The sequence below is a fragment of the Abyssisolibacter fermentans genome (assembly GCF_001559865.1).
In the GTDB taxonomy this organism is placed as follows: Bacteria; Bacillota; Clostridia; order Tissierellales; family MCWD3; genus Abyssisolibacter; species Abyssisolibacter fermentans.
The window spans coordinates 1-21,824 of the sequence record NZ_LOHE01000044.1 but is presented as its reverse complement, the minus strand read 5'-3'; the positions used below and the strand labels follow the sequence as shown (position 1 = coordinate 21,824).

17 protein-coding genes and 17 tRNA genes are annotated in these 21,824 nt (G+C 29.2%); 27 read left to right on the top strand and 7 right to left on the bottom strand.

Annotated elements, in window-relative coordinates:
• Nucleotides 1-111 precede the first annotated feature (111 nt).
• From AYC61_RS06945 to AYC61_RS06865, 17 genes are all read left to right on the top strand, one after another.
• Nucleotides 112-188 (top strand) — tRNA-Met (locus AYC61_RS06945).
• A gap of 4 nt (nucleotides 189-192) precedes the next feature.
• Nucleotides 193-267: transfer RNA gene (locus AYC61_RS06940), tRNA-Glu, on the top strand.
• 13 nt (nucleotides 268-280) lie between these two features.
• Nucleotides 281-356 (top strand) — tRNA-Val (locus AYC61_RS06935).
• A gap of 61 nt (nucleotides 357-417) precedes the next feature.
• Nucleotides 418-494, top strand: a tRNA-Asp gene (locus AYC61_RS06930).
• An 8-nt stretch (nucleotides 495-502) separates the two neighbouring features.
• Nucleotides 503-578: transfer RNA gene (locus AYC61_RS06925), tRNA-Thr, on the top strand.
• Between the two features lie 10 nt (nucleotides 579-588).
• Nucleotides 589-663: transfer RNA gene (locus tag AYC61_RS06920), tRNA-Gly, on the top strand.
• A gap of 14 nt (nucleotides 664-677) precedes the next feature.
• Nucleotides 678-751: transfer RNA gene (locus AYC61_RS06915), tRNA-Gly, on the top strand.
• A 10-nt stretch (nucleotides 752-761) separates the two neighbouring features.
• Nucleotides 762-838: transfer RNA gene (locus tag AYC61_RS06910), tRNA-Arg, on the top strand.
• 5 nt (nucleotides 839-843) lie between these two features.
• A tRNA-Gln gene (locus tag AYC61_RS06905) sits at nucleotides 844-919 on the top strand.
• A gap of 4 nt (nucleotides 920-923) precedes the next feature.
• Nucleotides 924-999, top strand: a tRNA-Lys gene (locus AYC61_RS06900).
• A 14-nt stretch (nucleotides 1,000-1,013) separates the two neighbouring features.
• Nucleotides 1,014-1,102: transfer RNA gene (locus tag AYC61_RS06895), tRNA-Ser, on the top strand.
• A 23-nt stretch (nucleotides 1,103-1,125) separates the two neighbouring features.
• Nucleotides 1,126-1,216 (top strand) — tRNA-Ser (locus AYC61_RS06890).
• Between the two features lie 12 nt (nucleotides 1,217-1,228).
• Nucleotides 1,229-1,305: transfer RNA gene (locus AYC61_RS06885), tRNA-Pro, on the top strand.
• A 34-nt stretch (nucleotides 1,306-1,339) separates the two neighbouring features.
• Nucleotides 1,340-1,416: transfer RNA gene (locus tag AYC61_RS06880), tRNA-Ile, on the top strand.
• 5 nt (nucleotides 1,417-1,421) lie between these two features.
• Nucleotides 1,422-1,498, top strand: a tRNA-Ile gene (locus AYC61_RS06875).
• 5 nt (nucleotides 1,499-1,503) lie between these two features.
• Nucleotides 1,504-1,579, top strand: a tRNA-Phe gene (locus tag AYC61_RS06870).
• A 46-nt stretch (nucleotides 1,580-1,625) separates the two neighbouring features.
• Nucleotides 1,626-1,702 (top strand) — tRNA-Pro (locus AYC61_RS06865).
• A gap of 274 nt (nucleotides 1,703-1,976) precedes the next feature.
• On the opposite strand, the gene AYC61_RS06860 is transcribed toward AYC61_RS06865, so the two are convergent.
• Nucleotides 1,977-2,546, bottom strand: coding sequence for a DUF4126 domain-containing protein (locus tag AYC61_RS06860; protein WP_066498573.1), 570 nt, complete (start codon nucleotides 2,544-2,546; stop codon nucleotides 1,977-1,979).
• 244 nt (nucleotides 2,547-2,790) lie between these two features.
• Between AYC61_RS06860 and AYC61_RS06855 the strand changes: the two genes are divergently transcribed.
• The 4 genes from AYC61_RS06855 to AYC61_RS06840 all read left to right on the top strand — a co-directional run bounded on the left by AYC61_RS06855 (nucleotide 2,791) and on the right by AYC61_RS06840 (nucleotide 5,644).
• A complete protein-coding gene (locus AYC61_RS06855; RefSeq protein ID WP_066498572.1) occupies nucleotides 2,791-3,072 on the top strand; it encodes an autorepressor SdpR family transcription factor in 282 nt (93 codons plus the stop codon).
• Between the two features lies 1 nt (nucleotide 3,073).
• Nucleotides 3,074-3,709: an SdpI family protein gene (locus AYC61_RS06850; protein WP_066498565.1), complete on the top strand. Its 636-nt coding sequence runs from the start codon at nucleotides 3,074-3,076 to the stop codon at nucleotides 3,707-3,709.
• Nucleotides 3,710-4,045: 336 nt separating this feature from the next.
• Nucleotides 4,046-4,600, top strand: a complete 555-nt coding sequence (locus tag AYC61_RS06845; protein ID WP_082759830.1) for a uracil-DNA glycosylase — start codon at nucleotides 4,046-4,048, stop codon at nucleotides 4,598-4,600.
• 237 nt (nucleotides 4,601-4,837) lie between these two features.
• Complete coding sequence (locus AYC61_RS06840) at nucleotides 4,838-5,644, top strand: lipid II flippase Amj family protein (protein ID WP_066498564.1); 807 nt, start codon at nucleotides 4,838-4,840, stop codon at nucleotides 5,642-5,644.
• Nucleotides 5,645-5,692: 48 nt separating this feature from the next.
• Here the strand turns inward: AYC61_RS06840 and AYC61_RS06835 are convergent, their stop codons facing one another.
• Nucleotides 5,693-6,817, bottom strand: coding sequence for a hypothetical protein (locus AYC61_RS06835; protein WP_066498561.1), 1,125 nt, complete (start codon nucleotides 6,815-6,817; stop codon nucleotides 5,693-5,695).
• A 474-nt stretch (nucleotides 6,818-7,291) separates the two neighbouring features.
• On the opposite strand from AYC61_RS06835, the gene AYC61_RS06830 reads away from it, so the two are divergent.
• Nucleotides 7,292-10,519, top strand: a complete 3,228-nt coding sequence (locus tag AYC61_RS06830) for a DEAD/DEAH box helicase (protein WP_066498555.1) — start codon at nucleotides 7,292-7,294, stop codon at nucleotides 10,517-10,519.
• A 310-nt stretch (nucleotides 10,520-10,829) separates the two neighbouring features.
• Here AYC61_RS06830 and AYC61_RS06825 read toward each other — a convergent pair whose 3' ends face one another.
• The 4 genes from AYC61_RS06825 to AYC61_RS21995 are packed head-to-tail and all read right to left on the bottom strand — an operon-like array spanning nucleotide 10,830 to nucleotide 13,375.
• Nucleotides 10,830-11,780: an ABC transporter substrate-binding protein gene (locus AYC61_RS06825; RefSeq protein WP_082759828.1), complete on the bottom strand. Its 951-nt coding sequence runs from the start codon at nucleotides 11,778-11,780 to the stop codon at nucleotides 10,830-10,832.
• Nucleotides 11,781-11,793: 13 nt separating this feature from the next.
• A complete protein-coding gene (locus AYC61_RS06820) occupies nucleotides 11,794-12,504 on the bottom strand; it encodes an ABC transporter ATP-binding protein (RefSeq protein WP_066498552.1) in 711 nt (236 codons plus the stop codon).
• A gap of 8 nt (nucleotides 12,505-12,512) precedes the next feature.
• Complete coding sequence (locus AYC61_RS06815) at nucleotides 12,513-13,256, bottom strand: ABC transporter permease (protein ID WP_066498551.1); 744 nt, start codon at nucleotides 13,254-13,256, stop codon at nucleotides 12,513-12,515.
• Entirely contained in the window at nucleotides 13,253-13,375 is a 123-nt protein-coding gene (locus tag AYC61_RS21995; protein ID WP_275935221.1) for a hypothetical protein, read from the bottom strand. Before AYC61_RS21995 ends, AYC61_RS06815 begins: the two co-directional genes overlap by 4 nt.
• Before the next feature lie 268 nt (nucleotides 13,376-13,643).
• Here AYC61_RS21995 and AYC61_RS06810 point away from each other — a divergent pair, with 268 nt between their 5' ends.
• The 5 genes from AYC61_RS06810 to AYC61_RS06790 all read left to right on the top strand — a co-directional run bounded on the left by AYC61_RS06810 (nucleotide 13,644) and on the right by AYC61_RS06790 (nucleotide 18,719).
• Nucleotides 13,644-15,131, top strand: coding sequence for an efflux RND transporter periplasmic adaptor subunit (locus AYC61_RS06810; protein WP_066498549.1), 1,488 nt, complete (start codon nucleotides 13,644-13,646; stop codon nucleotides 15,129-15,131).
• On the top strand, nucleotides 15,124-15,825 hold the full coding sequence (locus AYC61_RS06805; protein WP_066498547.1) for an ABC transporter ATP-binding protein: 702 nt from the start codon (nucleotides 15,124-15,126) through the stop codon (nucleotides 15,823-15,825). The genes AYC61_RS06810 and AYC61_RS06805 overlap by 8 nt, the downstream gene beginning before the upstream one ends.
• A 1-nt stretch (nucleotide 15,826) precedes the next feature.
• Entirely contained in the window at nucleotides 15,827-16,993 is a 1,167-nt protein-coding gene (locus AYC61_RS06800) for an ABC transporter permease (protein ID WP_066498540.1), read from the top strand.
• A 389-nt stretch (nucleotides 16,994-17,382) separates the two neighbouring features.
• Complete coding sequence (locus AYC61_RS06795) at nucleotides 17,383-17,949, top strand: uracil-DNA glycosylase (protein ID WP_066498534.1); 567 nt, start codon at nucleotides 17,383-17,385, stop codon at nucleotides 17,947-17,949.
• An 8-nt stretch (nucleotides 17,950-17,957) separates the two neighbouring features.
• The gene (locus AYC61_RS06790; protein WP_066498533.1) at nucleotides 17,958-18,719 is read left to right on the top strand and encodes an MBL fold metallo-hydrolase; all 762 of its coding nucleotides are present in this window, start codon (nucleotides 17,958-17,960) and stop codon (nucleotides 18,717-18,719) included.
• 95 nt (nucleotides 18,720-18,814) lie between these two features.
• Here the strand turns inward: AYC61_RS06790 and AYC61_RS06785 are convergent, their stop codons facing one another.
• The gene (locus AYC61_RS06785) at nucleotides 18,815-21,301 is read right to left on the bottom strand and encodes a DsrE/DsrF/DrsH-like family protein (protein WP_066498530.1); all 2,487 of its coding nucleotides are present in this window, start codon (nucleotides 21,299-21,301) and stop codon (nucleotides 18,815-18,817) included.
• Between the last annotated feature and the right edge of the window lie 523 nt (nucleotides 21,302-21,824).

Below are 21,824 nucleotides of genomic sequence, written 5' to 3'. Positions count from 1 at the left end.
GGAGTGGCGGAACTGGCAGACGCACAGGACTTAAAATCCTGCGATCCTTATACGATCGTATCGGTTCGATTCCGATCTCCGGCACCACATTAAACTTAATAATGTTATTATCGCGGGGTAGAGCAGTCTGGTAGCTCGTCGGGCTCATAACCCGGAGGTCGTTGGTTCAAATCCGGCCCCCGCAACCATTAAGGCCCTATGGTCAAGCGGTTAAGACACCGCCCTTTCACGGCGGTAACCCGGGTTCGAGTCCCGGTAGGGTCACCATTTAAGATATTATGGGCGCATAGCTCAGTTGGGAGAGCACCTGCCTTACAAGCAGGGGGTCATAGGTTCGAGCCCTATTGTGCCCACCATAAGTAGAAAACCCAAATCTATGATTTGGTGTAAATCACTTATTTTTAAAATTATCATTGCGGCCTGGTAGTTCAGTTGGTTAGAATGCCAGCCTGTCACGCTGGAGGTCGAGAGTTCGAGTCTCTTCCAGGTCGCCATAAAAATTGCTGGTGTAGCTCAATTGGTAGAGCAACTGACTTGTAATCAGTAGGTTGAGGGTTCAAGTCCTTTCACCAGCTCCATAAAACACATGCGGAAGTGGCTCAGTGGTAGAGCATCGCCTTGCCAAGGCGAGGGTCGCGAGTTCGAATCTCGTCTTCCGCTCCAATAAAACTAAATATGCGGGTGTAGCTCAGTGGTAGAGCCCTGGCCTTCCAAGCCAGTCGCGAGAGTTCGATTCTCTTCACCCGCTCCAATTGTTAAATGCACCTGTAGCTCAGTAGGATAGAGCAACGGACTTCTAATCCGTGTGCCGGGGGTTCGAATCCTCCCAGGTGCACCATATAATGGGGTATCGCCAAGTCGGTAAGGCACTAGACTTTGACTCTAGTATGCGTAGGTTCGAGTCCTGCTACCCCAGCCATTATGACCCATTAGCTCAGTTGGCAGAGCACCTGACTTTTAATCAGGGTGTCCGGCGTTCGAGTCGCCGATGGGTCACCAATTAAATAAATACTGGAGAGGTACCGAAGTGGTCATAACGGGGCGGTCTTGAAAACCGTTAGGGTTTACGCCCACGTGGGTTCGAATCCCACCCTCTCCGCCATAACATTAAAGATGATTTGCTTTGGAGAAGTACTCAAGTGGCTGAAGAGGCTCCCCTGCTAAGGGAGTAGGTCCTTTACGGGGCGCGAGGGTTCAAATCCCTCCTTCTCCGCCATAGCAATATTAACGGGGTGTAGCGCAGTTTGGTAGCGCATCTGGTTTGGGACCAGAGGGCCGCGGGTTCAAATCCTGCCACCCCGACCATTTAATTAAATCCTTTATGGTAAATATAGATTTTAGGACTATAGCTCAGCAGGTTAGAGCGCACGCCTGATAAGCGTGAGGTCGGTGGTTCGAGTCCACTTAGTCCTACCATATAGGGGCCTTTAGCTCAGTTGGTTAGAGCGCCCGGCTCATAACCGGTAGGTCTGGGGTTCGAGTCCCTGAAGGCCCACCATAATTGCCCAGATAGCTCAGTCGGTAGAGCAGAGGACTGAAAATCCTCGTGTCGGTGGTTCGATTCCGCCTCTGGGCACCATTATTGTTAGCTTCTGATTTTTACGGGAGCTATTAAAAATGTGTAACGGGGTGTAGCGCAGTTTGGTAGCGCATCTGGTTTGGGACCAGAGGGCCGCGGGTTCAAATCCTGCCACCCCGACCATATAGATAAAAAAGACTCCTATTAGGAGTCTTTTGTTGTAAGTTTTTTTAAAAATTCTAAATATATTTCTAGTATTTTTATTTTCTTTTCATTAATCTTTAACTCCTACTCACTTCGTTTCTAAGAGTAAGCGATTTACAAGAAACCATAGATTTCTGTACTCTGCTTTCTAAAATTTTGTCTTTCACGTCTTTGATATTATCTATTTTGTTAATTTTCAATCTGTAACTTTTATTTACTTTCGGTTCTAGGAGTAAGCTATTAACACAAAATCTTAGATTTGAGTTCTCTGCTTTTGCATAAGCTTTTTCTTTTTACATGCTATTATAAATAATACAATAAGTACAACAATAAATGCTACTATTGGAAATATAATTGCGATAATAGATATTACGATGGAAGCTATGATTTCTATTCCAGCTACAATAAAATTTGCTAATCCTCCCGTAATACCTGTAGACACTCCTCTTATTACAGTAGAGCTAACTTGTATAACACCAGAAATTGATCCACCTGCAATTACTGATAGAGACCATTTTAGTAAAGGTGACAATTCATGCAGACAAGACGCCATAACGGTTATACCAGCTAAAATAGCTATAGGAGTTGCAATAGTATCTAATATATTGTCTAACCAAGGAACAAAATATGCAGTTATTTCTATAATGGTTGCAGCTAAAAATACAATAAGTGCTGTATATGTTCCTATCCAGGCAAAATTTGATGATAATTCAAGAAGACCACTAATGCTACCAATGCTCATAATTAATAAGGGTACAAATATCCTAAAGCCACAAGCAGCACTAAGTCCTATTCCTATCATTAAGCTAAATAAAACATTCATTTTTTTATCCTCCAGAGTTTAATACTAACTTAATTATAGAATACATAGAAAGTAATGTCTACAAGTAAGATATATAGCAAAGATAAAAATACATAAATATACAAATATATATTGACAACAGTTCACTAGTATAGTACTATTATATTAAATATTTAGATAATTATTTAATTGTTTAATATGTATATATTTTTTATATACCAATTAAAAATTTATAGCTCATTAGTAAATAATTTGGAGGTAAGATATGAATAATTCTTTTAAGGCGCTTTCAGATCCTACTAGAAGAAAAATATTAGAAATGCTTCACGATGAAGATTTAACAGCGGGTGAAATAGCTGAAGGTTTTAACATGAGCAAACCATCAATCAGTCATCATTTAAATATATTAAAAAATGCTGAACTCGTTTTATGGGAAAAAAAGGGACAAAATATTTATTATTCTCTTAATACAACAGCTTTTCAAGATATAATTAAATGGTTTTTGGATTTTAAAAATGATGGAAATAATAATTTTAAGGAGGGTTAATATGAAAGTGAATAAGATATTAATTATATTAATTTTACTATCAATAGTTTGTACTGCATTTGTATATAGTTATATTCCGAATGAAGTACCGAGTCATTGGAATATAAAAGGTGCTATAGATGAATATCAATCAAAAGAGTTTGTATTTTTTACAGCAAGTCTTCCGTTATTACTTTATGTATTTATGATAATAATACCAAAAATAGATCCGAAAAAGAAATCATATATGAAGCATAAAAAGGCTTATAGAATATTTATATATGCTTTGATACTATTTTTTATTGTCATTCATTGGTTAACTATTGGTGTTTCTTTAGATTATAATTTAAATATTTCTAGTTATATAAAAATAGGAGTTGGGTTACTCTTTATTATATTAGGAAATTATATGGGACAATTAAGACATAATTATACATTCGGTATCAAAACTCCTTGGACACTTGCAAGTGAAAAAGTATGGAAGAAAACTCATAAAGCAGGTGGGTATGGATTTATAATATCAGGATTAATCTTTATTTTAACTGCAATATTTAATAATGAAATGTCTTTTTATATTGCTTTGGGGAGTTTATTAATTATAGTATTAGCATTAACAATATACTCATATTTGTTATATAAAAAACTTGAGAATAATTGAGGTGTATAAATAATGAAAAGGTGTAACTATAGATTATTTTCAATACCTAGTTGTAATCAAGAATTCAAAAGCAACTATAACATTAGTTAGGTAAATTTATTTTATAGAGATTAAAATTATGGGATGCCTTAAAAATATTTTGAGACATCCCATTTTATATACATTAGAGAAGTTTTATTGCATGGATACAGTGAGAGAAAAAAAGATTAATACATTAAAATAATAAGTAATAATATTGCAGATTTTGAATTTAGATTTGCCCTATTGTGGTTAATGTCCTTTGAAAATCATAGTTTATATAATATAATAATTATAGACTAATTGTGGGGGATAAAAATGTATGATTTAAATGAAGTGAAAAATTATTGTTTAGTATGTAAGAAATGTAGGTTGCATGAAACAAGAACTAATATCGTATTCGGAGAGGGTAATAAAGATGCGGATATAATGTTTATTGGTGAAGGACCTGGTTATAATGAGGATAAACAAGGGAAACCATTTGTAGGAGCAGCAGGACATCTTTTAGATAAGATATTAGCTGCAATAAATTTAAATAGAAATGATATATATATAGCCAATATTGTAAAATGTAGACCACCAAGTAATAGAAATCCGTTACCTGAAGAGATGAGCTCATGCATAGAATATCTAAGATGGCAGGTTAAATTAATAAATCCTAAAATAATAGTATGTTTAGGAGCTGTATCGGCAAGAAATATTATAAGTCCTGATTTCCGCATAACAAAAGATAGGGGTCAGTGGATTAATAAAGGTAAATTTTATATTATGCCTACTTACCATCCAGCTGCAGTTTTGAGAGATGATAATAAAAAAAGGCCCGTATGGGAAGATTTTAAAAAAATTAGAGAAAAATATGACGAATTAAAATAGAATTATCCTGATTATTTATATAACCCAAATAATATGCTGTATAGTGCAGAGAACATAAATTTTAATTTAGCGTGAATCGCTTACTCAGACGAAGTAATGAGTCTGAGATACATCTATAATCTATAATTAACTCCTACTCATTTTTCTTAGGAGTAAGCGATTCACATAAAATCATAGATTTTATTTTTCTGCTTATAATTTTCTATGAATAATCTAGGTATTATAAGGAGTAACTTTATGGATTCAAAAATTTTATTAGTAATTGCTTTTACTTTCATTGTTCATTTAATTAACACTGTATCTTATTCTATGCGAATTGTTGGAATAAGAACTGGTAAGATTGCAGTTTCATTTGCTTTATTTAATGTTTTAGCATTAGCTTCAAGAACAGCAAATACTTTGCAAGGACCATTACTCGCAAAGACTGTTGAAAATACGATTAAATATGGTTTGAATACAGATTTAATCCACATATTTAGGATGATTTTAGTGGCTACTACATTTGCTTCTATTATTGGAATGTTTTTAATACCAACATTTCAAAGGTTGTTTAGTAAAGCTGTACTTACATTTGATGTTTATAGATCCATCCCTAAATTAATATTTCATAGTTTTTCTAAATCTGGAGTTAAGCATTTTAAAAGGTGTATAAGTATACCAAGTAGAGCAAATATAAAATATATAAAAATAATAAAACCTAAAACAATTAAAATAATGATATTAAATATTTTTGCTGTAGGATTATTGACAACAGGAACGTTAGCTTCGTTATATGCAGGTGTATTAAATCCTGACTTTAGAACTACAGCTAGTACTCTTACACCAGTTATAACTGGTTTTGCTACAGTTGTCATGGTGATTTTTATTGATCCATTTTTATCTGTCATGACAGATGATGTGATAGAAGGTAAAACTAGTGAATCGGAATTTAGGATGAACATAATGGCAATTACTATTAGTAGAATTATTGGTACTTTGTTTTCTCAAGTACTATTAATTCCAGCTGCGTATATAATCAGTTTTATAGTATTGAAAATTTTATAAAATGCACTGACTAAATTACAAAAGACCGTTTAGATTACAAAATTTACTTTAACTAGGTTCTAAAACAAACGCTTTTGCAAAATATTTAGTATTATATTGAAATTCTAATGGCCTAAATGTAGCTTTTGAAAACTTTGCTAAGTAATTATATTTTTTATTATTTAAATCGCTAATTTTTTCCATAAGAGATTGTGCAGGGTTAATTCTAAATGATTCATAAAATTGAAATATCGCAATACGGTTTTGCACAGGTCTAGATTTGAATGTTACTGTATCAGTTGTAGATGACTGCTCGGAAATTTCTATGGTAACATTAAATGTTTTCTTTAGATTAATTGTTAATATTTTCGATATTTCATTTATGTCTTTTAGTTGTGATTTTATCAAGGTACTTGATCCTATAGACGTTTCAAAATTATAGATTTCTTGTTTAGGTATACCGCTTGTTACGGTAATTGTTTTTGAAGCTGCAACGTTAGGATTCACTTTGGAAAATTCTGTCATCAAAGACCAATAACTATTATTTGTGACAATACTTCCTTTACAACAAGAATCATTTTTATATAGTAATAAGGTAAACATTAATTGTCCATTCTTAAAAGAACCATTCCATGAAAGTGATTCACTAAATTCATTATTTGTATTTATATAACCAATTCTATCAGGAAGCTTTGGTAAAATAAAAGTTTCATTGCCGTTTCTAGTTGCATAGAAACAAATAGGAATATAATCTATTAAATCACCTTCTTTTTTTCCTACATTTAGCTTACTAGGAAAACCTGAATAATACCAACATGCATTAGTGTCGGGAAATAGCGGTTTTATAACAGTTCCATAACTGGATTGCATAATATTTTCTGAGCTCTGTTGATATATACTTTTGTTATTAGATATAGTAAACAACTCACTTCCTCCAATATTATTTTGTTTTTGTGAAAATTTTAAGTCTACAAACTTAGATATATCATAATTTTTAGTATTGTCGGGCAAGCATTTCAAAATTTTTCTATTTTTAAGTTTGTCAATGCTGGACATTTTGATAATATCTTTTTTCATTATTGAAGTAGTATACCAATGACCACAATAATAATAGTAGCATTTTATAACATAAAGATCTTCATAATAGGGTTTGATATAGTACTGAGTATTATTATTCAGTGTAATTTTATACAAAATTAGTTCTTACCTCCTTTATAGATTTTAAAAATATATATTTTTATTGGAACAGTATGTCTGATTTATTATTAAGTTAAGACGCAAAAAATATATTTACAAGTACAAAAAATAAAAATGTATGTAAATTCACTATACTTTTTTACTACATATGTATGTAAGTATTCATTTAACGTGAGTATATTTGAGATAATATCATTTTAAAAATATAGTTAGAAAAAGTATTCATATAATTTTCCATAATGTACATAGTGAGTTGGTATGATCGAAATTTAATGCAAGTCTTTTAATCAGAAGGATGTAGTAGAGTATTAATTAATAAAAATACAAAACAATAGTATATGGGGTACTGTCAATAGTAATCTTAAAATATACATAAAAATACATATGTTTTATATCAAAATCCTTGATTAATAGTATTATTTTATATACTATTAATAATAGTAAGTAAAAATTATTATGAGAGTTGATTGTATGTTTAATATAAAAGTTTCAGATATTATAAAAAACGCTTCAAATAATGCAGTCTTTAAAAGAGGAGTAAATTATTTTAAGGCTAATAAAGTAAATAAAGTTCAATATGATCGTATTAGTAATGTAGTTTTAGCACAGGTTTTAGGTAGTGAAAATTATCATGTTGAAATATGGTTTGATGATGATGGAAAAATTGAAGATGTTTCATGTGATTGTCAAGCTTGTTATTCATGGAATGGATACTGTAAGCATATAGTTGCAGCATTGCTTTATATTGTTGAAGCTAGTAAAGTACAACAGATATTAAAACCAGAAAAATTACGTGCTGATAAGAAAATATTAGAGTTTTTTCAATATAAACTACAAGATATGCGTAAGTTAATAAAAATTGAATATAATCTAGAGGTTGATTCAAGTAAATATATTAAATTATGGCTGAGATTAGGCGATAATAGAATGTATAATGTAAAAAATATAAAGAGTTTTATTGAAGCTTTGATGAGATGTGAAGAAATATATTTTGGTAAACAATTAACATTTAGTATTAAAGATTATAAGTTTGAACAAACAGATAATAAGATAATAGATTTTTTAATAGATATTTATAGAGATTATGATAATATTAGTGGTTTTACTTGGGGATATTCTAAAAATTATAATTTTGATGGGAAATATTTGATCTTAAATAATAATAATTTGAAAATATTATTGAATTTATTAGAAAATAGCAAAACATTTAAAGTTTATGCTGATAAATTAGTATTAGAAAATGTTGAAATTAAAAATGAAGATATGCCTTTAGAATTTTCTTTTTATGAAGAAAATAATACATTATGTTTATCCATTGAAAATGATGATAACTTGATGCCATTTACATATGATGGTGAATATTTTTTAAAGGGTAATACTATATATAAAATATCTGATTATCAGAAGAAAAACATACTACCTTTTTATGAAAATATCATGATAAACAATAATAATTCTATTCCTATAAATAATGATATAGCTGGACAATTTTTTTCTCACATATATCCTACAATGAAACAGTTAGGTAATGTAAAAATACATGAAACAGTAAAAAACAGAATACAAAAACATGAATTGAATTCCAAAGTATACCTTGATAGAGAAGGAGACAAAATAACAGCTATTATTAAGAATAATTATGGAGAATATGAATTTAATCCATTAAGAGAAAATGAACTAATAGAGGATAAGGATAAAATAATATTAAGAGATGTTCAAAAAGAAAATGATTTACAAGAATATTTATCTAAATATAATTTCAAAGTATCGAAAGAAAATTATTTTATTGATAATGAAAATGATATTTATGATTTTTTAATGTATGGACTAGAAGAATTAAAGAGCAGGGCTTTTGTATATTATTCTAATCAGTTTAAGCAAACATCTGCAATCAAGAAAAAACCATTATCAACGAATATAACCTATAACAATGGCGAAGATTATTTAACTTTTGATTTTTCAATAGATGGAATAGACGATACAAATTTAATAGACATTTTGAATTCTTTTAAAGAGAAAAAGAAATTTTATAAGCTATCTGACGGTTCATTACTGTCTTTACAAAACAGTCAATTTGAGCAATTTATTGATTTATTAGATTATACAAATATAAGTGATGAAGATATAAAATTAGGAAACATTAAACTACCAAAATATAGAGCTTATTACTTGAATGAACAGCTAGATGAAATGAAAATAAAAAGCAATAAGAAAAACATGGGTTTTAAACAGCTAATAATGAGATTAAAAGAGCCAAAGGATGAAAATTATTGTTTGCCAAATGAGGTAGATGGAATACTTAGAGATTATCAAGAAATTGGATATAATTGGTTAAGAATGTTATCTGAGTATAGTTTTGGAGGTATACTAGCTGATGATATGGGTTTAGGTAAAACAATACAAATGTTAGCATTTTTAAGAGCAAATCACCAGGAGGGAAATAAAAGTAAATTATCATTAATTGTTGCACCTACATCACTAATTTATAATTGGCTTAGTGAAGCTGAAAAGTTTATTCCTTCGCTTAATATTAAAGTGATTGATGGAAGTAAAGATGAAAGAGATGTAAAGCTCAATAGCTTAGATAATACGGATGTAATTATAACTTCATATACATTGGCAAGAAATGATATTGATATATATGAAGAAATTAATTTTGATACGTGTATTTTAGATGAAGCTCAGCATATAAAGAATTTCAATTCAAAAACAGCAAAAGCTGTTAAAAAAGTTAAGGCTAAAAATAAATTTGCTTTGACAGGAACGCCAATTGAAAATTCATTATCAGAGTTATGGTCTGTATTTGATTTTATAATGCCTGGATATTTATATAATATAACAAAATTTAGAGAATCATTTGAAAAACCAATAGTTAAGCAGCAAAATGAGAAAGCTTTGCTATCTCTTAGAAAACATATATCACCTTTTATTATCAGAAGGATAAAAAAAGATGTATTAGAAGACTTACCTGATAAAATAGAAAATAAAATTATAGTAGAGTTAAATGAGAGTCAGAAAAAAGTATATTTAGCATATTTGTATAAATATAAAGAAGAAATTGAGAATTTAATTTTAGATAAAGGTTTTGCAAAAAGTCAAATTAAAATATTAGCAGCTCTTACTAGAATGAGACAAATTTGCTGTCATCCCAAATTGTTTTTAGATGATTATAATGAAGGGAGTAGTAAATTAGATCTTTTACTCGAGCTTCTAGATGAGCTTTTAGAAGGAAAACATAGAGTTTTAATATTTTCTCAATTTACATCAATGCTAAAATTGATAATAGAAAAATTACAAGAAAAAGATATAGACTATTTTTATTTAGATGGGGCAACTAAACCACTTGAAAGGCATCATATGGTTAATGATTTTAATAATGGTATGAATCAAGCGTTTTTAATATCATTAAAAGCAGGAGGAACAGGACTTAATTTGACAGGTGCTGATACTGTTATTCATTTTGATCCTTGGTGGAATCCTGCTGTAGAGCAGCAAGCAGAAGATAGAGCATATAGAATAGGACAAGAAAAAGTAGTACATGTCATGAAATTAATTACTAAAGGAACAATAGAAGAAAAAATATATGCATTACAGCAGAGAAAAAAAGAAATGATAGACAGTATTATAAAGCCAGGGCAAACTATGCTTACAAAGCTTAATGAGGAGGAAATAAGAGATTTATTTGATATTACTAGATAAATTAGTTGTAGAATAATCGATTTCTATAATAATTTTTAAAATGACAAATAATTCAATTAATAATAAATTGCTACAATCCCTATCCATATATGTATTAAATTTATAAAAAAGCTATTAATGAATTGCTTTAGAGAAGGGCTAAATCATAATAATGTAAATATATTACAAAAAATAATGTGGAAAAAATATGTGCATGAGGTTAAATATTTCATGCACATATTTGTTAATGTAATATGATATAGATACATGTTAACGACACATGAATATTTTTTACAGGCATAAACTTTTAATATCAAAATTTGTATTTAAGTTATTTTATATTAGCAACAATATCATTTATATTAATTTCATTGTCAAGCATACCATTATCAATTAAGAATTTTTGAGTAGCTTCTAAGCCTTTAGCATCTTCTGGTGTAAATGCTGGATCAAAATTATACCAATCAAACATTTCCTTGACTGCTTTTTCATCTAAATCAGTTTCTTTAGCAGTTATTTTTATGGCTTCATCTTTATTTTCATTTATCCATTTAATGCTGTCAGACTGAACTTTTAAAAATCTCTTAACAATATCAGGATGTTCATCAATGACTTTTTTACTTGCTGCGACAACTATAGTAGCATCAATTAAACCTTCACCTGTAGTTAAAACTTTAGCACCACTCTTAACAGAATTATAAGCTGCTGGTCCAGCAACTAAGGCTGCATCTATTTCACCATTTGCTAAAGCTGCCATAGCATCAGGTATACCCATAGACATAAATTTCACATCATCCTTTGATAAACTTTCATTATCAAGTGCAGCAATTAATAATTGATGTAGGATAGTTCCTTTAGGACCGCCGACTTTTTTATCTTTTAAATCTGCCATACTTTCTATATTATCAGAGTTTGTTACAATCATGAATGCTTTTGGGCATCTACTAAATGTGCTGATGATCTCTAAATCGACACCATTGGCAGCTGCTAATATTACAGATGTTCCACCAACAGCATTTAAAAAATCTATCTCACCTGCTGCTAAAGCTTCAGTTTGTTTTGGTCCTGCTGTTAATGTTGAAAATTCAACTTTTATATTGTCATTTTTAAATTCATTTGCAAATAATTGATTGTTTTTTTGTATTATTGATGGTACATTCAAAGGTGCTTTCACATAGGTTAAAGTAATTTTTTCTAGAGAAGCTTGTTGGTTATCTTTACAACCTACAAAAACAAATAATAAACTTATAGCTAAAATAATACATATGTACTTCTTAAACATGATAAATCCTCCTTTAATGTTTGCTAATTGTATTAATAATATCTTCTTTTAAATTTAATAGAGATTTTGAAACCATATCTCGTGGATAGGTATATTGTGTCAAATCATATTCTTTTGAAATTTTGCCTTTATTTAATATTAAAATTTTATGACCTAATAACAAAGCTTCTTCAACATTATGGGTAATAAAAACAATTGTTCTTTTATAAATTTCATAGATGCTTAACAGTTCATGTTGAAGTTTTTTTCTTGTAAAATAATCCAGAGCTGCAAAAGGTTCGTCCATTAACATGACTTCAGGATTATAAGCCAAGGTTCTAGCGATAGAAGTTCTTTGTGCCATACCTCCTGAAATTTGATTTGGATATGCTTTTCTAAAATTATTGAGTCCCATAATATCTAGATATTTTTGAATAAGAGATGTATCCTTATGATCAAGTGAAAACATAATATTATCTTCCACATTTAACCAAGGCATAAGTCTGCTTTCTTGAAAAACAGTACCTATTTTGCTATTTGTACCTTGTATGTGAATATTACCTTCAGTAGGCATTTCTAAATTTGCAATTAATCTAAGTAAGGTAGTTTTCCCACATCCGCTTTTTCCTAAGATAACTGTTATAGTTTTATCTTCAAAGGTATACGAAATACCGTTTAAAACTGAAATAACTTGATTATTTACCAAATATTTTTTTGTTATTTTGTCCAAAGTAACATTAGCCATATAAACACTTACCTTCCCTGAAATTTATTTATTAAAATTCTAAATAACCAATCTATAAAAGTTCCCAAGGTGCCTATAACTAAAATACCTACAATTACCTTGTCAGGTCTAGATAACTGTTGAGAATCTAAGATAAGATAACCAATACCTGAAGATGCAGCAATTAATTCAGCACCTATAATGGCTCTCCAGCTGTAACCAAGTCCTATTCTCATACCAACTAATATATCCTTTAAAGCGGATGGCAAAATTATTTTAATGAATATTTTATATTTACTAAAACCAAAAGATTGTCCAACTTCTATGAGTTTTATATCACAATTAGAAATACCTTTTAGTATGTTTAACAGCATTGGAAAGAATGAGGCTAAAATTATTACAATTAATTTTGATTTTTCACCAATGCCAAACCACAAAATAAGCATAGGTATTAATGCTAAAGGCGGCACATGTCTTAAAAATTCTAACAAAGGATTAAAAATATAATAAACATTTTTTTTAAGTCCCATAAAAACACCTATAGGAAATGCAATTAAAAAAGAAATACTAAAGCCTAATATTACTCTGGTTAAACTAACAGCCATATGTTTTAACAATTCACCACTTTTTAATAGTGCAAAAGCCGTTTTAGCAACTCTAATAGGTGATGGTAGAATGTAAAGACTCCAATAACCTAAATTAGTTACCAAAAACCATAATAATAGAATAAAAAAAGGTATACTCCATCTTAGAATTTTATACTTTATTTTCATATTCTATCACCATTATGACATCTTTCTGTGCAATATAAAACTTCTATTAAATTAATAGTAATGTTATTATCGCTAATCATTTTTGTAGTAACTGGATTTAACCAAATATAATTTAACATGATATACTCCTTAAAAGAATATTATTATTCAACAAAATATATTATACAATACAAAAGTGACTAACACAATATTGAAAATCATTATCAAATATATTAAAAAATTACAGAGAAGGACATCTATGTTAAATATAATGTATTTAATAAATTAAAACATTAAATTGTTAAGAAAATTTTAATGTTTTATTAATGTGTCTGTAAGGTTACTTAGGTATAATAGGGATTATATCATTAACAAATGATTAAATAAAAATTAAGGAGAGAACATAGTATGAAAAAGAAGTATATAATAATTGCTATATTAGTATTGATTATAGGATTTGTTGGATATCAAAAACTTAGCAAGCCAGCTGTAAGTACAGAAGTTAAACAAGTAGAAGAATATGAAGTTAAAAGAGGAAATATAGAAACTTATATTACTGGAAGTGGAAATATAGGATCTAGCATAATAAAAGAACTAAAAACAAAGGATACAGCTTCTATAGATGCTATATTTGTTAAGGTTGGAGAGAAAGTTAATAAAGATGATGTAATAATAAAGTTAAAAAATGATGATGATGACAATCACAATATAATTGATAGGAAATTAGAAATAGATCAATCACAAAAAGAGCTAAACAAATTAAAAGAAAAAAGGCAATACTTAACTGTAAAATCACCTTATGATGGAACTATAACAGAATTATACCTAGAAGAAGGTAATACAGTATCAGAAGGAACCAGTATAGTAAGAATAACAAATAAAGAAGTATTGGAATTAATAGTGCCTTTTAATAAGCATTATGTAGATAAAATGACTGAGGGTATGCAGGCAGAGGTGTTTTTACCTGAATTTATGCAGACATTGAAAGCTAAAATTACTAATATTAACAGAGAGGCCAAGAGCACATCAACAGGAGCATTGATTAGTTATGTAACAATAGAAGTTGAAAATATAGGTGCTTTATCAGAAAACACAAAAGCACGTGGTAGAGTAAAAATAGATGGTACAACCCTTTCTTCATATCAGGAAAGCACGTTAAAATGGAAGGTAAATAAAGATGTAAAGCTAAAAATATCGGGAGAAATTAGTAAAATTAATATAAAAGAAGGACAAAAAATTAAAAAAGGAGACATAATAGCTCAAATTGAAAATGATGATATTATGTATCAAATAGAAATGAAAGAAAGACAATTAGCTAATGATAGAAAGAAATTTAATGATTTAAGTAAAGATGACAATTCAGCTATAAATTCACCTATAACAGGTACTGTTGTATCATTAGATGTAGTTAGTGGAGAAAATGTTTCAGCAGGTCAAACTATAGGTAAGGTAGCTAATTTAGATAGTTTTAATATCAAAATTAATGTGGATGAATTAGATGTACTGAAAATAAAAGAAGGTCAGAAAGCATTTGTAAACGTAGCAGCTGTAGAAGAAAGTGTATATGAAGGTACTGTAAAGTCAGTTTCATTTGAAGGTGCAGTTAACAATGGAACAGCCATGTATGCAGTTACTATAGAATTAAATAACAATGATAAAATGGATTTACTGCGATTAGGGATGAGTGCAAATGCAAAAATAGTATTAGATTCACAAAAAGATATATTAGTAGTACCAAAACAATATGTCAAAAAAGACGATCAAGGATATTTTGTAATTCTTAAAAATGGCGGTGAAGAAACAAAAAAAATCTATGTAGAGACAGGTTTAGTATCTGAAAATGATGCTGAGATAATATCTAATCTAAAAGAAGGAGATATATTAGTAAATGAATAGTCAATTAGTTATAGATATGAAAAATGTAAAAAAAATATACTCTAATGGAAGTCTCAAAGTTGAAGCATTAAAGGGCATAGATATGACAGTTGAGGAAGGAGAATTTGTATCTATTGTAGGTACTAGTGGTTCCGGTAAATCAACTTTAATGAATATTATTGGATGTCTTGACATATTGTCATCTGGACAATATTTTCTAAAAGGTAAAGATATAAACTCTTATACAGAAAAAGAATTATCAATACTAAGAAATAAAAACATTGGTTTTATATTTCAAAAATTTAATTTATTGACAAAACTGAATGCCTATGAAAATGTAGAACTTCCGTTATTGTATCAAGGTGCTAAGAAAAAAGAAAGACACATCAAAGTTACTAAAGCATTGCAGCAAGTTGGACTAGCTGATAGGATGGATCATAAACCATCTGAAATGTCAGGAGGACAGCAGCAAAGAGTTGCTATTGCTAGATCCTTAGTATGTGATCCAGCATTAATATTAGCTGATGAACCAACAGGAAATTTAGATAGCAAATCTTCAAAAGAAATAATGGATATATTGATAGATTTGAACAAACAAGGAGCAACACTCGTTCTAATAACACACGATAATGATATTGCACAAATGGCTAATAGAACAATAAGAATAAAAGATGGTGAAGTAGTTAGTCAAAAACAAATAAAAGAGGGATATTAATATGAGTTTAAGGATAATACTTAAATTGTCTATAAAAGAGATATTTGCGAGTAAGCTAAGATCATTTTTAACAATGCTTGGTGTAATTGTAGGAGTATTTTCTATAATACTTATAGTATCATTAGGAAGAGGGGCAACTTCATCTATAACAGCTGACTTAGAAAAAGAAGCTAATGGTATTAGCATTAATCTTTCAACAGATAAAAAAATAATGAGTTATGATGAAATACTAAAGTATTATAAAAGGTTCAATATTGAACACGTGAGTCCTACGATATCAACTGGAGGAGAATTAAAAAAAGGTAGCTTGACTTCATCAGCTTCAATAAGGGGAGTCGATTATAATTACAGCAATATAAAAGAGGTAAAGTTAGAAAAGGGCAGATTCATTACTCCGTTGGATGTTGATTTTAGAAGCAAGGTTATTGTAATCAGCTATAAAGTAGCTCAGGAATGTTTTAAAGATAAAGATCCTATTGGAGAATATATGCAATTAAATGGAGATGAGTATAAAGTTATCGGTTTAACAGAGAAAGAAGAAGGTTTATTTTCTTATTCACCAAGCTTAGGATATATACCAATAACTACAGCAAAATCTGCTTTTCATTCAAAAATAAGAGAAATATTAGTAACAGCAAAAAGCAAAGACGAAGTAAATAAACTTGCTTCAGAGCTAAAAGAAGAACTAGACAAATATTATAATCAAGAAGCAAATGCAACTAAGTATTATGAAATTTTTACAGCAGAATCTGTTTTAAAACAGGTAAATAAAACAACAGGAATACTTTCAATGATGCTTGGAGGAATTGCATCAATATCATTGTTAGTAGGTGGTATAGGGATAATGAATATTATGTTCGTATCAGTAAGTGAAAGAACTAGAGAAATTGGCATAAGAAAATCACTCGGTGCTCAAAGAAAAGACATTTTGATACAGTTTCTTGTAGAAGCTTCTGTGGTTAGTGGTGTAGGAGGATTATTTGGAATAGCATTAGCACAAATAGCAAACATGTTAATTGGTAAATTTTCTCCTATAAATCCTGTGATGGGAATGGATGTAGTGTTAGGAGCATTTGTATTTTCATTACTAATAGGTGTTATATTTGGAGTTTATCCAGCAAATAAAGCAGCTAAACTTAAACCTATAGATGCTTTAAGATTTGACTAGAATAATAATAAGCTTATTGTTGAAGTATATGTAATATTTTATATTTATAAAATTAATATATTATTAATATAATAGTAACAAATTTATAATAATAACATAGTATACTAATAGCATAGCATATCAAATCAATAGACTGATATCGAAGTTTAATAAAATCAACCCCTTGTATAAACTGATGGCATCGACCATCAGTTTTAATTTTAAGCAGAAACAGGGATGATTTACTCCTAGAAATGAAATGAGAGGGAGCATTATTATTTAAAGTGAATTTTGAAACGTTTACTCAAATAGATTCTAATTTTTATTAGTGATTATAAACTATTTTATAAGAGGTAAAATTCTGTTAAAATTAGATATAACAATAGAATAAGATAGGAGAATGTTATATTATGACATTAACAGAATTGAACTCAAATATGATAGAAAAATTCAAAGAATATGAACTTGTATTAGGTGATGGCAATGAAAATAGCAAAATATTTTTAATAGGGGAAGCACCAGGTGCTAAAGAAGTACAGCTAAAAAAACCCTTTGTCGGGAAAGCAGGAGAAAATTTAAATGAGTTTTTAAAGGTATTAAACTTAGATAGAAATGATTTATATATATCAAATACTGTGAAATTCAGACCAACAAAACTAAGTCCTAAGACTGGTAAACCAATAAATAGACCACCGACAGCAAAAGAAGTCAAAGAATTTACAGATTTCTTATACGAAGAAATTAGTATAGTAAAACCTCAAATTATAGTTACATTGGGAAACACACCTTTAAAAGCAGTTTTGGGAGATAAAACCGCGAGAGTTGGAGAGCTACATGGTAAACTATTGGAAATTAAAATACTAAACAACTTATACAAGTTGTTTCCTCTTTATCATCCAGCTGCAATAATATATAACCAAAAACTAAAAGATGTTTACCAAGAGGATTTAAAAAAGCTTAGTGTTGAATTGAAGTAGGTGTTTAAATGGATTGGTATGAAATAAATAGAAAAGATGATGATACTTTTATAATAAGAGAACCTCATCATTGGGAAAAAACAAATATCTATTACTTAATAGGTACTGAGTATAATTTATTAATTGATAGTGGAACAGGTATAAGAAAATTGAAAAAACTATTAAAAAATATTGATAATAAAGAAATACGTGTAGTAACAACGCATGTACATTGGGATCATATAGGTAATCATAATGAATTTGAAAAAATATATGTACATGAAAATGAATATGACTGGATTAAAAAAGGTATACCATTGACACTCGAGATAATTAAGAAAAATTTATTTAGAGATGTTGATTTAAAATATATATCAAGTGATGAATATAAATTATTTAAAACCGATAAAGCATACAAAATAAAAGAAGGATATATATTTGATTTAGGAAATAGAAAAATTGAAGTTATTCATACTCCTGGTCATTCACCGGGGCATATTGCGTTGTTTGAAAAAGAAAAAGGAGATATATACGTAGGAGATATAATATACGAAGGTACACTTTATTGCAATTATGAAAGTACAAACCCTGAAGATTATTATAAATCAATAAAAAAGCTATATAATATGCGATCTGCTTTTAAACATGTATTATGCGGTCATAATACGTCTGTAATATCTATTGATATATTAAAAGATATAATGCTTTTGATGGATGAGATAAAGAGGAAAAATAAACTAAAGCATGGATCTGGAATTCATAAATGCAATAATGTTGAAATTATTATATGATTAAGCAAAAACAAAAACTCAGATAGACTGTTATCTGAGTTTTGTCAATGCTAAAGACTGTTGATTGCATAAAATGGTAGATATATTTACTATTATTATATAAATAAATTATGGTTAGCATCATCTGTTTCACCAAGATATGCTGCTACTCCACCTAATTCAATTCCATCAATAAGTTCTTCTTTTTTAATTCCCATAACATCCATGGACATTGTACAAGCTACTATTTTTACTCCATTATTCATGGCTGATTTGATTAAATCTTCTAACGAATTAACATTTTTATCTCTCATAACTTTTTTCATCATTGCTGATCCCATTCCAGCCATATTCATTTTTGAAAGCTGTAATTTTTTAGTTCCTTTTGGCATCATGAATCCAAACATTTTTTCTATTAATGATTTTTTTACTTTAACTTTTTCATCTTTTCTAAGAATATTTAATCCCCAGAAAGTAAAGAACATAGTTACTTCTTTGCCCATAGCGGCTGCCCCATTTGCAATGATAAAGGATGCTAATGCTTTATCTAAATCACCACTAAATACTACCATTGTACTCTTATCAACATTTGTTTGCTTATGATTTTTAGCTACAATACTGTTTCCTTTACTAATCCATACCATAAACTCTTTTTCTTTTTTTTCTGTTTTTATAAATGAATTTCCTGTTTTTTGGCACCATGCTTTAACATCAATAGGAAAACCTGGGTCAGTAGCTGATATTTCAAGTATATCCCCTTGATTAATTTCTTTGATTTTTTGACTAACTTGCATTATTGGTCCTGGACATTGAAGTCCACAGGCATTTAGTCGAATAACTGTTCCATTTTGGGACTTAACATCTATTTCCTTTATAAGATCACTTTCTTCAAGATAATCTTCACAGCAAACACAGCCTTCTGATTTAGTTTCTACTTTTTTATAATCTTTTACGACACATTTATAAAAATTATATCCTCCAATAAGATTTTTCACTTTATAACCTTGTTGAGATAGTATTCTAGAGGCAATATACCCTCTAATCCCTACTGCACAATAAATTAAAATTTCCTTATCTTTGTCAAGTTCAGATATTCTATCTCTTAAAGAGTTGACAGGTATATTAATCGCACCTTCTATAAATCCTAGCTCAAGTTCAATGGCATCTCTTACATCTAAAATAATAGATTTTTCTTTATCAGCTTTATCAATTTCATTCCAAAGAATAACATTCATATCTCCATTTAATATATTTTCAGCAGTAAATCCTGCCATATTAACTGGATCCTTAGCAGATGAGTAAGGAGGTGCATATGCAAGTTCTAATTCTTTTAAATCAGATATTGTTCCACCCATTCGAATTAGCGTTGCAATCACGTCAATTCTCTTATCTACTCCATCATAACCAACGATCTGAGCACCAATTATTTTACCTTCTGAATCAAACAATAATTTTATTGTCATAGGTATAGCACCTGGATAATATCCTGCATGGGATTTTGGTTGAACTAATGCTATTTTATAATCTTTTCCATATTCTTTTCCAATTTTATTTAAAGTTTTTTCATTATTACCTGTCGCAGCTATTGTTAAATCAAATACTTTTGCAATGGATGTTCCTTGAGTACCTTTGTATTTTTCCTTTCTTCCTACTATATTATTAGCTGTGATTCTTCCTTGTTTATTAGCTGGACCTGCTAGAGGAATCATTGTCTTATTACCATTAATATAATCAATTACCTCTATTGCATCTCCCAATGCATAAATATTATCATCACTTGTTTTTAGATATTCATCAACTATTATTCCACCTCTTTGATTTGTATTTAAACCAGCATTTTTTGCTAATTCTCCGTTTGGTTTTATGCCAATAGATAGTATCACTATGTCTGATTCAAGTAGTGTGCCATCTTGTAGTTTTACATAAGTTCTATCATCATTATCTTCAAAAGAATTTACACCATTTTCTAGATATAAATTAATTCCCTTTGAAGCAATGTGTCCATGAATTAGTTGAGCCATATCATAATCAACAGGTGCCATAACTTGACTTGCCATTTCTACCAAATTAACCTTAAGTCCTAAATCATATAAATTTTCCGCCATTTCAATTCCTATAAATCCTCCGCCTATAACAGTGGCAGTTTTAATGTTATTATTATTGATATATGATTTAATTGCATCAGTATCAGGAATATTCCACAGTGTAAATATATTTTCTTTATCTATTCCGGGGATTTGTGGTTTTATAGGTGTTGAACCAGGTGACAATACTAATGTATCGTAAGTTTCTTTGTATATTTTTTCTGTTTTTAAGTCTTTTACTTCAACGTATTTTTTATCTTTATTAATAGATATTACTTCATTTTCAACTCTTACATCAATATTAAATCTTGCTTTCATAGCCTTAGGTGATTGTAATAAAAGAGATTTTCTTTCTTCGATAGTACCACCAATATAATAAGGTAATCCACAATTGGCAAAAGATATATATTTACCTCGTTCAAACATTATTATTTCAATATTTTCATCAACTCTTCTTAGTCTTGCAGCTGTGCTTGCTCCTCCTGCAACTCCACCTACAATAACAACTTTCTTAGGCATAATAGAACCTCACTTTCAAATTGTTTTTATTTTAACAAGTATTTTCGTATTAATCACTATATTAATATATTATGATATATAGATATAAATGTCAAATTTTTTTTTATCTGCAGCCAAAATATTAATCATCTCAAATTATTAATAAAATTATAAGTTCCGTTATAGTTTAAATAAATCTAATTAGAATTAAATTAATAATTGACGAAATTGTTTTAAATGAATTTATCTATTTAGCATTGTGAATAATTCTAAAGTGTTTTGTGCAAAATAAAATTTGAAATACACAATAAAAGGGATATAAATAAGTTGAAAACAAGATTTGCTATGTTAGTGAAAGCAAATGAATTATTGAAATACAATTTTCAACAAATACTTTTATCAAAAAAGTATTGACTCATATATAAATTTATGATACTATGAATGAGCTGACAAAACAGCAGGAAAAAAACAAAATGAAAAGAAAAATAAACACTTGACAAAACATTTAGAAAATGTTAAGATGAATAAGTCGCTTGTGAGAACA

Bases quoted from the DNA above. Each gene is read 5' to 3' on its own strand.
- AYC61_RS06860 (WP_066498573.1), bottom strand. From the start codon at position 2,546: ATGAATGTTTTATTTAGCTTAATGATAGGAATAGGACTTAGTGCTGCT.
- AYC61_RS06855 (WP_066498572.1), top strand. From the start codon at position 2,791: ATGAATAATTCTTTTAAGGCGCTTTCAGATCCTACTAGAAGAAAAATA.
- AYC61_RS06850 (WP_066498565.1), top strand. From the start codon at position 3,074: ATGAAAGTGAATAAGATATTAATTATATTAATTTTACTATCAATAGTT.
- AYC61_RS06845 (WP_082759830.1), top strand. From the start codon at position 4,046: ATGTATGATTTAAATGAAGTGAAAAATTATTGTTTAGTATGTAAGAAA.
- AYC61_RS06840 (WP_066498564.1), top strand. From the start codon at position 4,838: ATGGATTCAAAAATTTTATTAGTAATTGCTTTTACTTTCATTGTTCAT.
- AYC61_RS06830 (WP_066498555.1), top strand. From the start codon at position 7,292: ATGTTTAATATAAAAGTTTCAGATATTATAAAAAACGCTTCAAATAAT.
- AYC61_RS06825 (WP_082759828.1), bottom strand. From the start codon at position 11,780: ATGTTTAAGAAGTACATATGTATTATTTTAGCTATAAGTTTATTATTT.
- AYC61_RS06820 (WP_066498552.1), bottom strand. From the start codon at position 12,504: ATGGCTAATGTTACTTTGGACAAAATAACAAAAAAATATTTGGTAAAT.
- AYC61_RS06815 (WP_066498551.1), bottom strand. From the start codon at position 13,256: ATGAAAATAAAGTATAAAATTCTAAGATGGAGTATACCTTTTTTTATT.
- AYC61_RS21995 (WP_275935221.1), bottom strand. From the start codon at position 13,375: ATGTTAAATTATATTTGGTTAAATCCAGTTACTACAAAAATGATTAGC.
- AYC61_RS06810 (WP_066498549.1), top strand. From the start codon at position 13,644: ATGAAAAAGAAGTATATAATAATTGCTATATTAGTATTGATTATAGGA.
- AYC61_RS06805 (WP_066498547.1), top strand. From the start codon at position 15,124: ATGAATAGTCAATTAGTTATAGATATGAAAAATGTAAAAAAAATATAC.
- AYC61_RS06800 (WP_066498540.1), top strand. From the start codon at position 15,827: ATGAGTTTAAGGATAATACTTAAATTGTCTATAAAAGAGATATTTGCG.
- AYC61_RS06795 (WP_066498534.1), top strand. From the start codon at position 17,383: ATGACATTAACAGAATTGAACTCAAATATGATAGAAAAATTCAAAGAA.
- AYC61_RS06790 (WP_066498533.1), top strand. From the start codon at position 17,958: ATGGATTGGTATGAAATAAATAGAAAAGATGATGATACTTTTATAATA.
- AYC61_RS06785 (WP_066498530.1), bottom strand. From the start codon at position 21,301: ATGCCTAAGAAAGTTGTTATTGTAGGTGGAGTTGCAGGAGGAGCAAGC.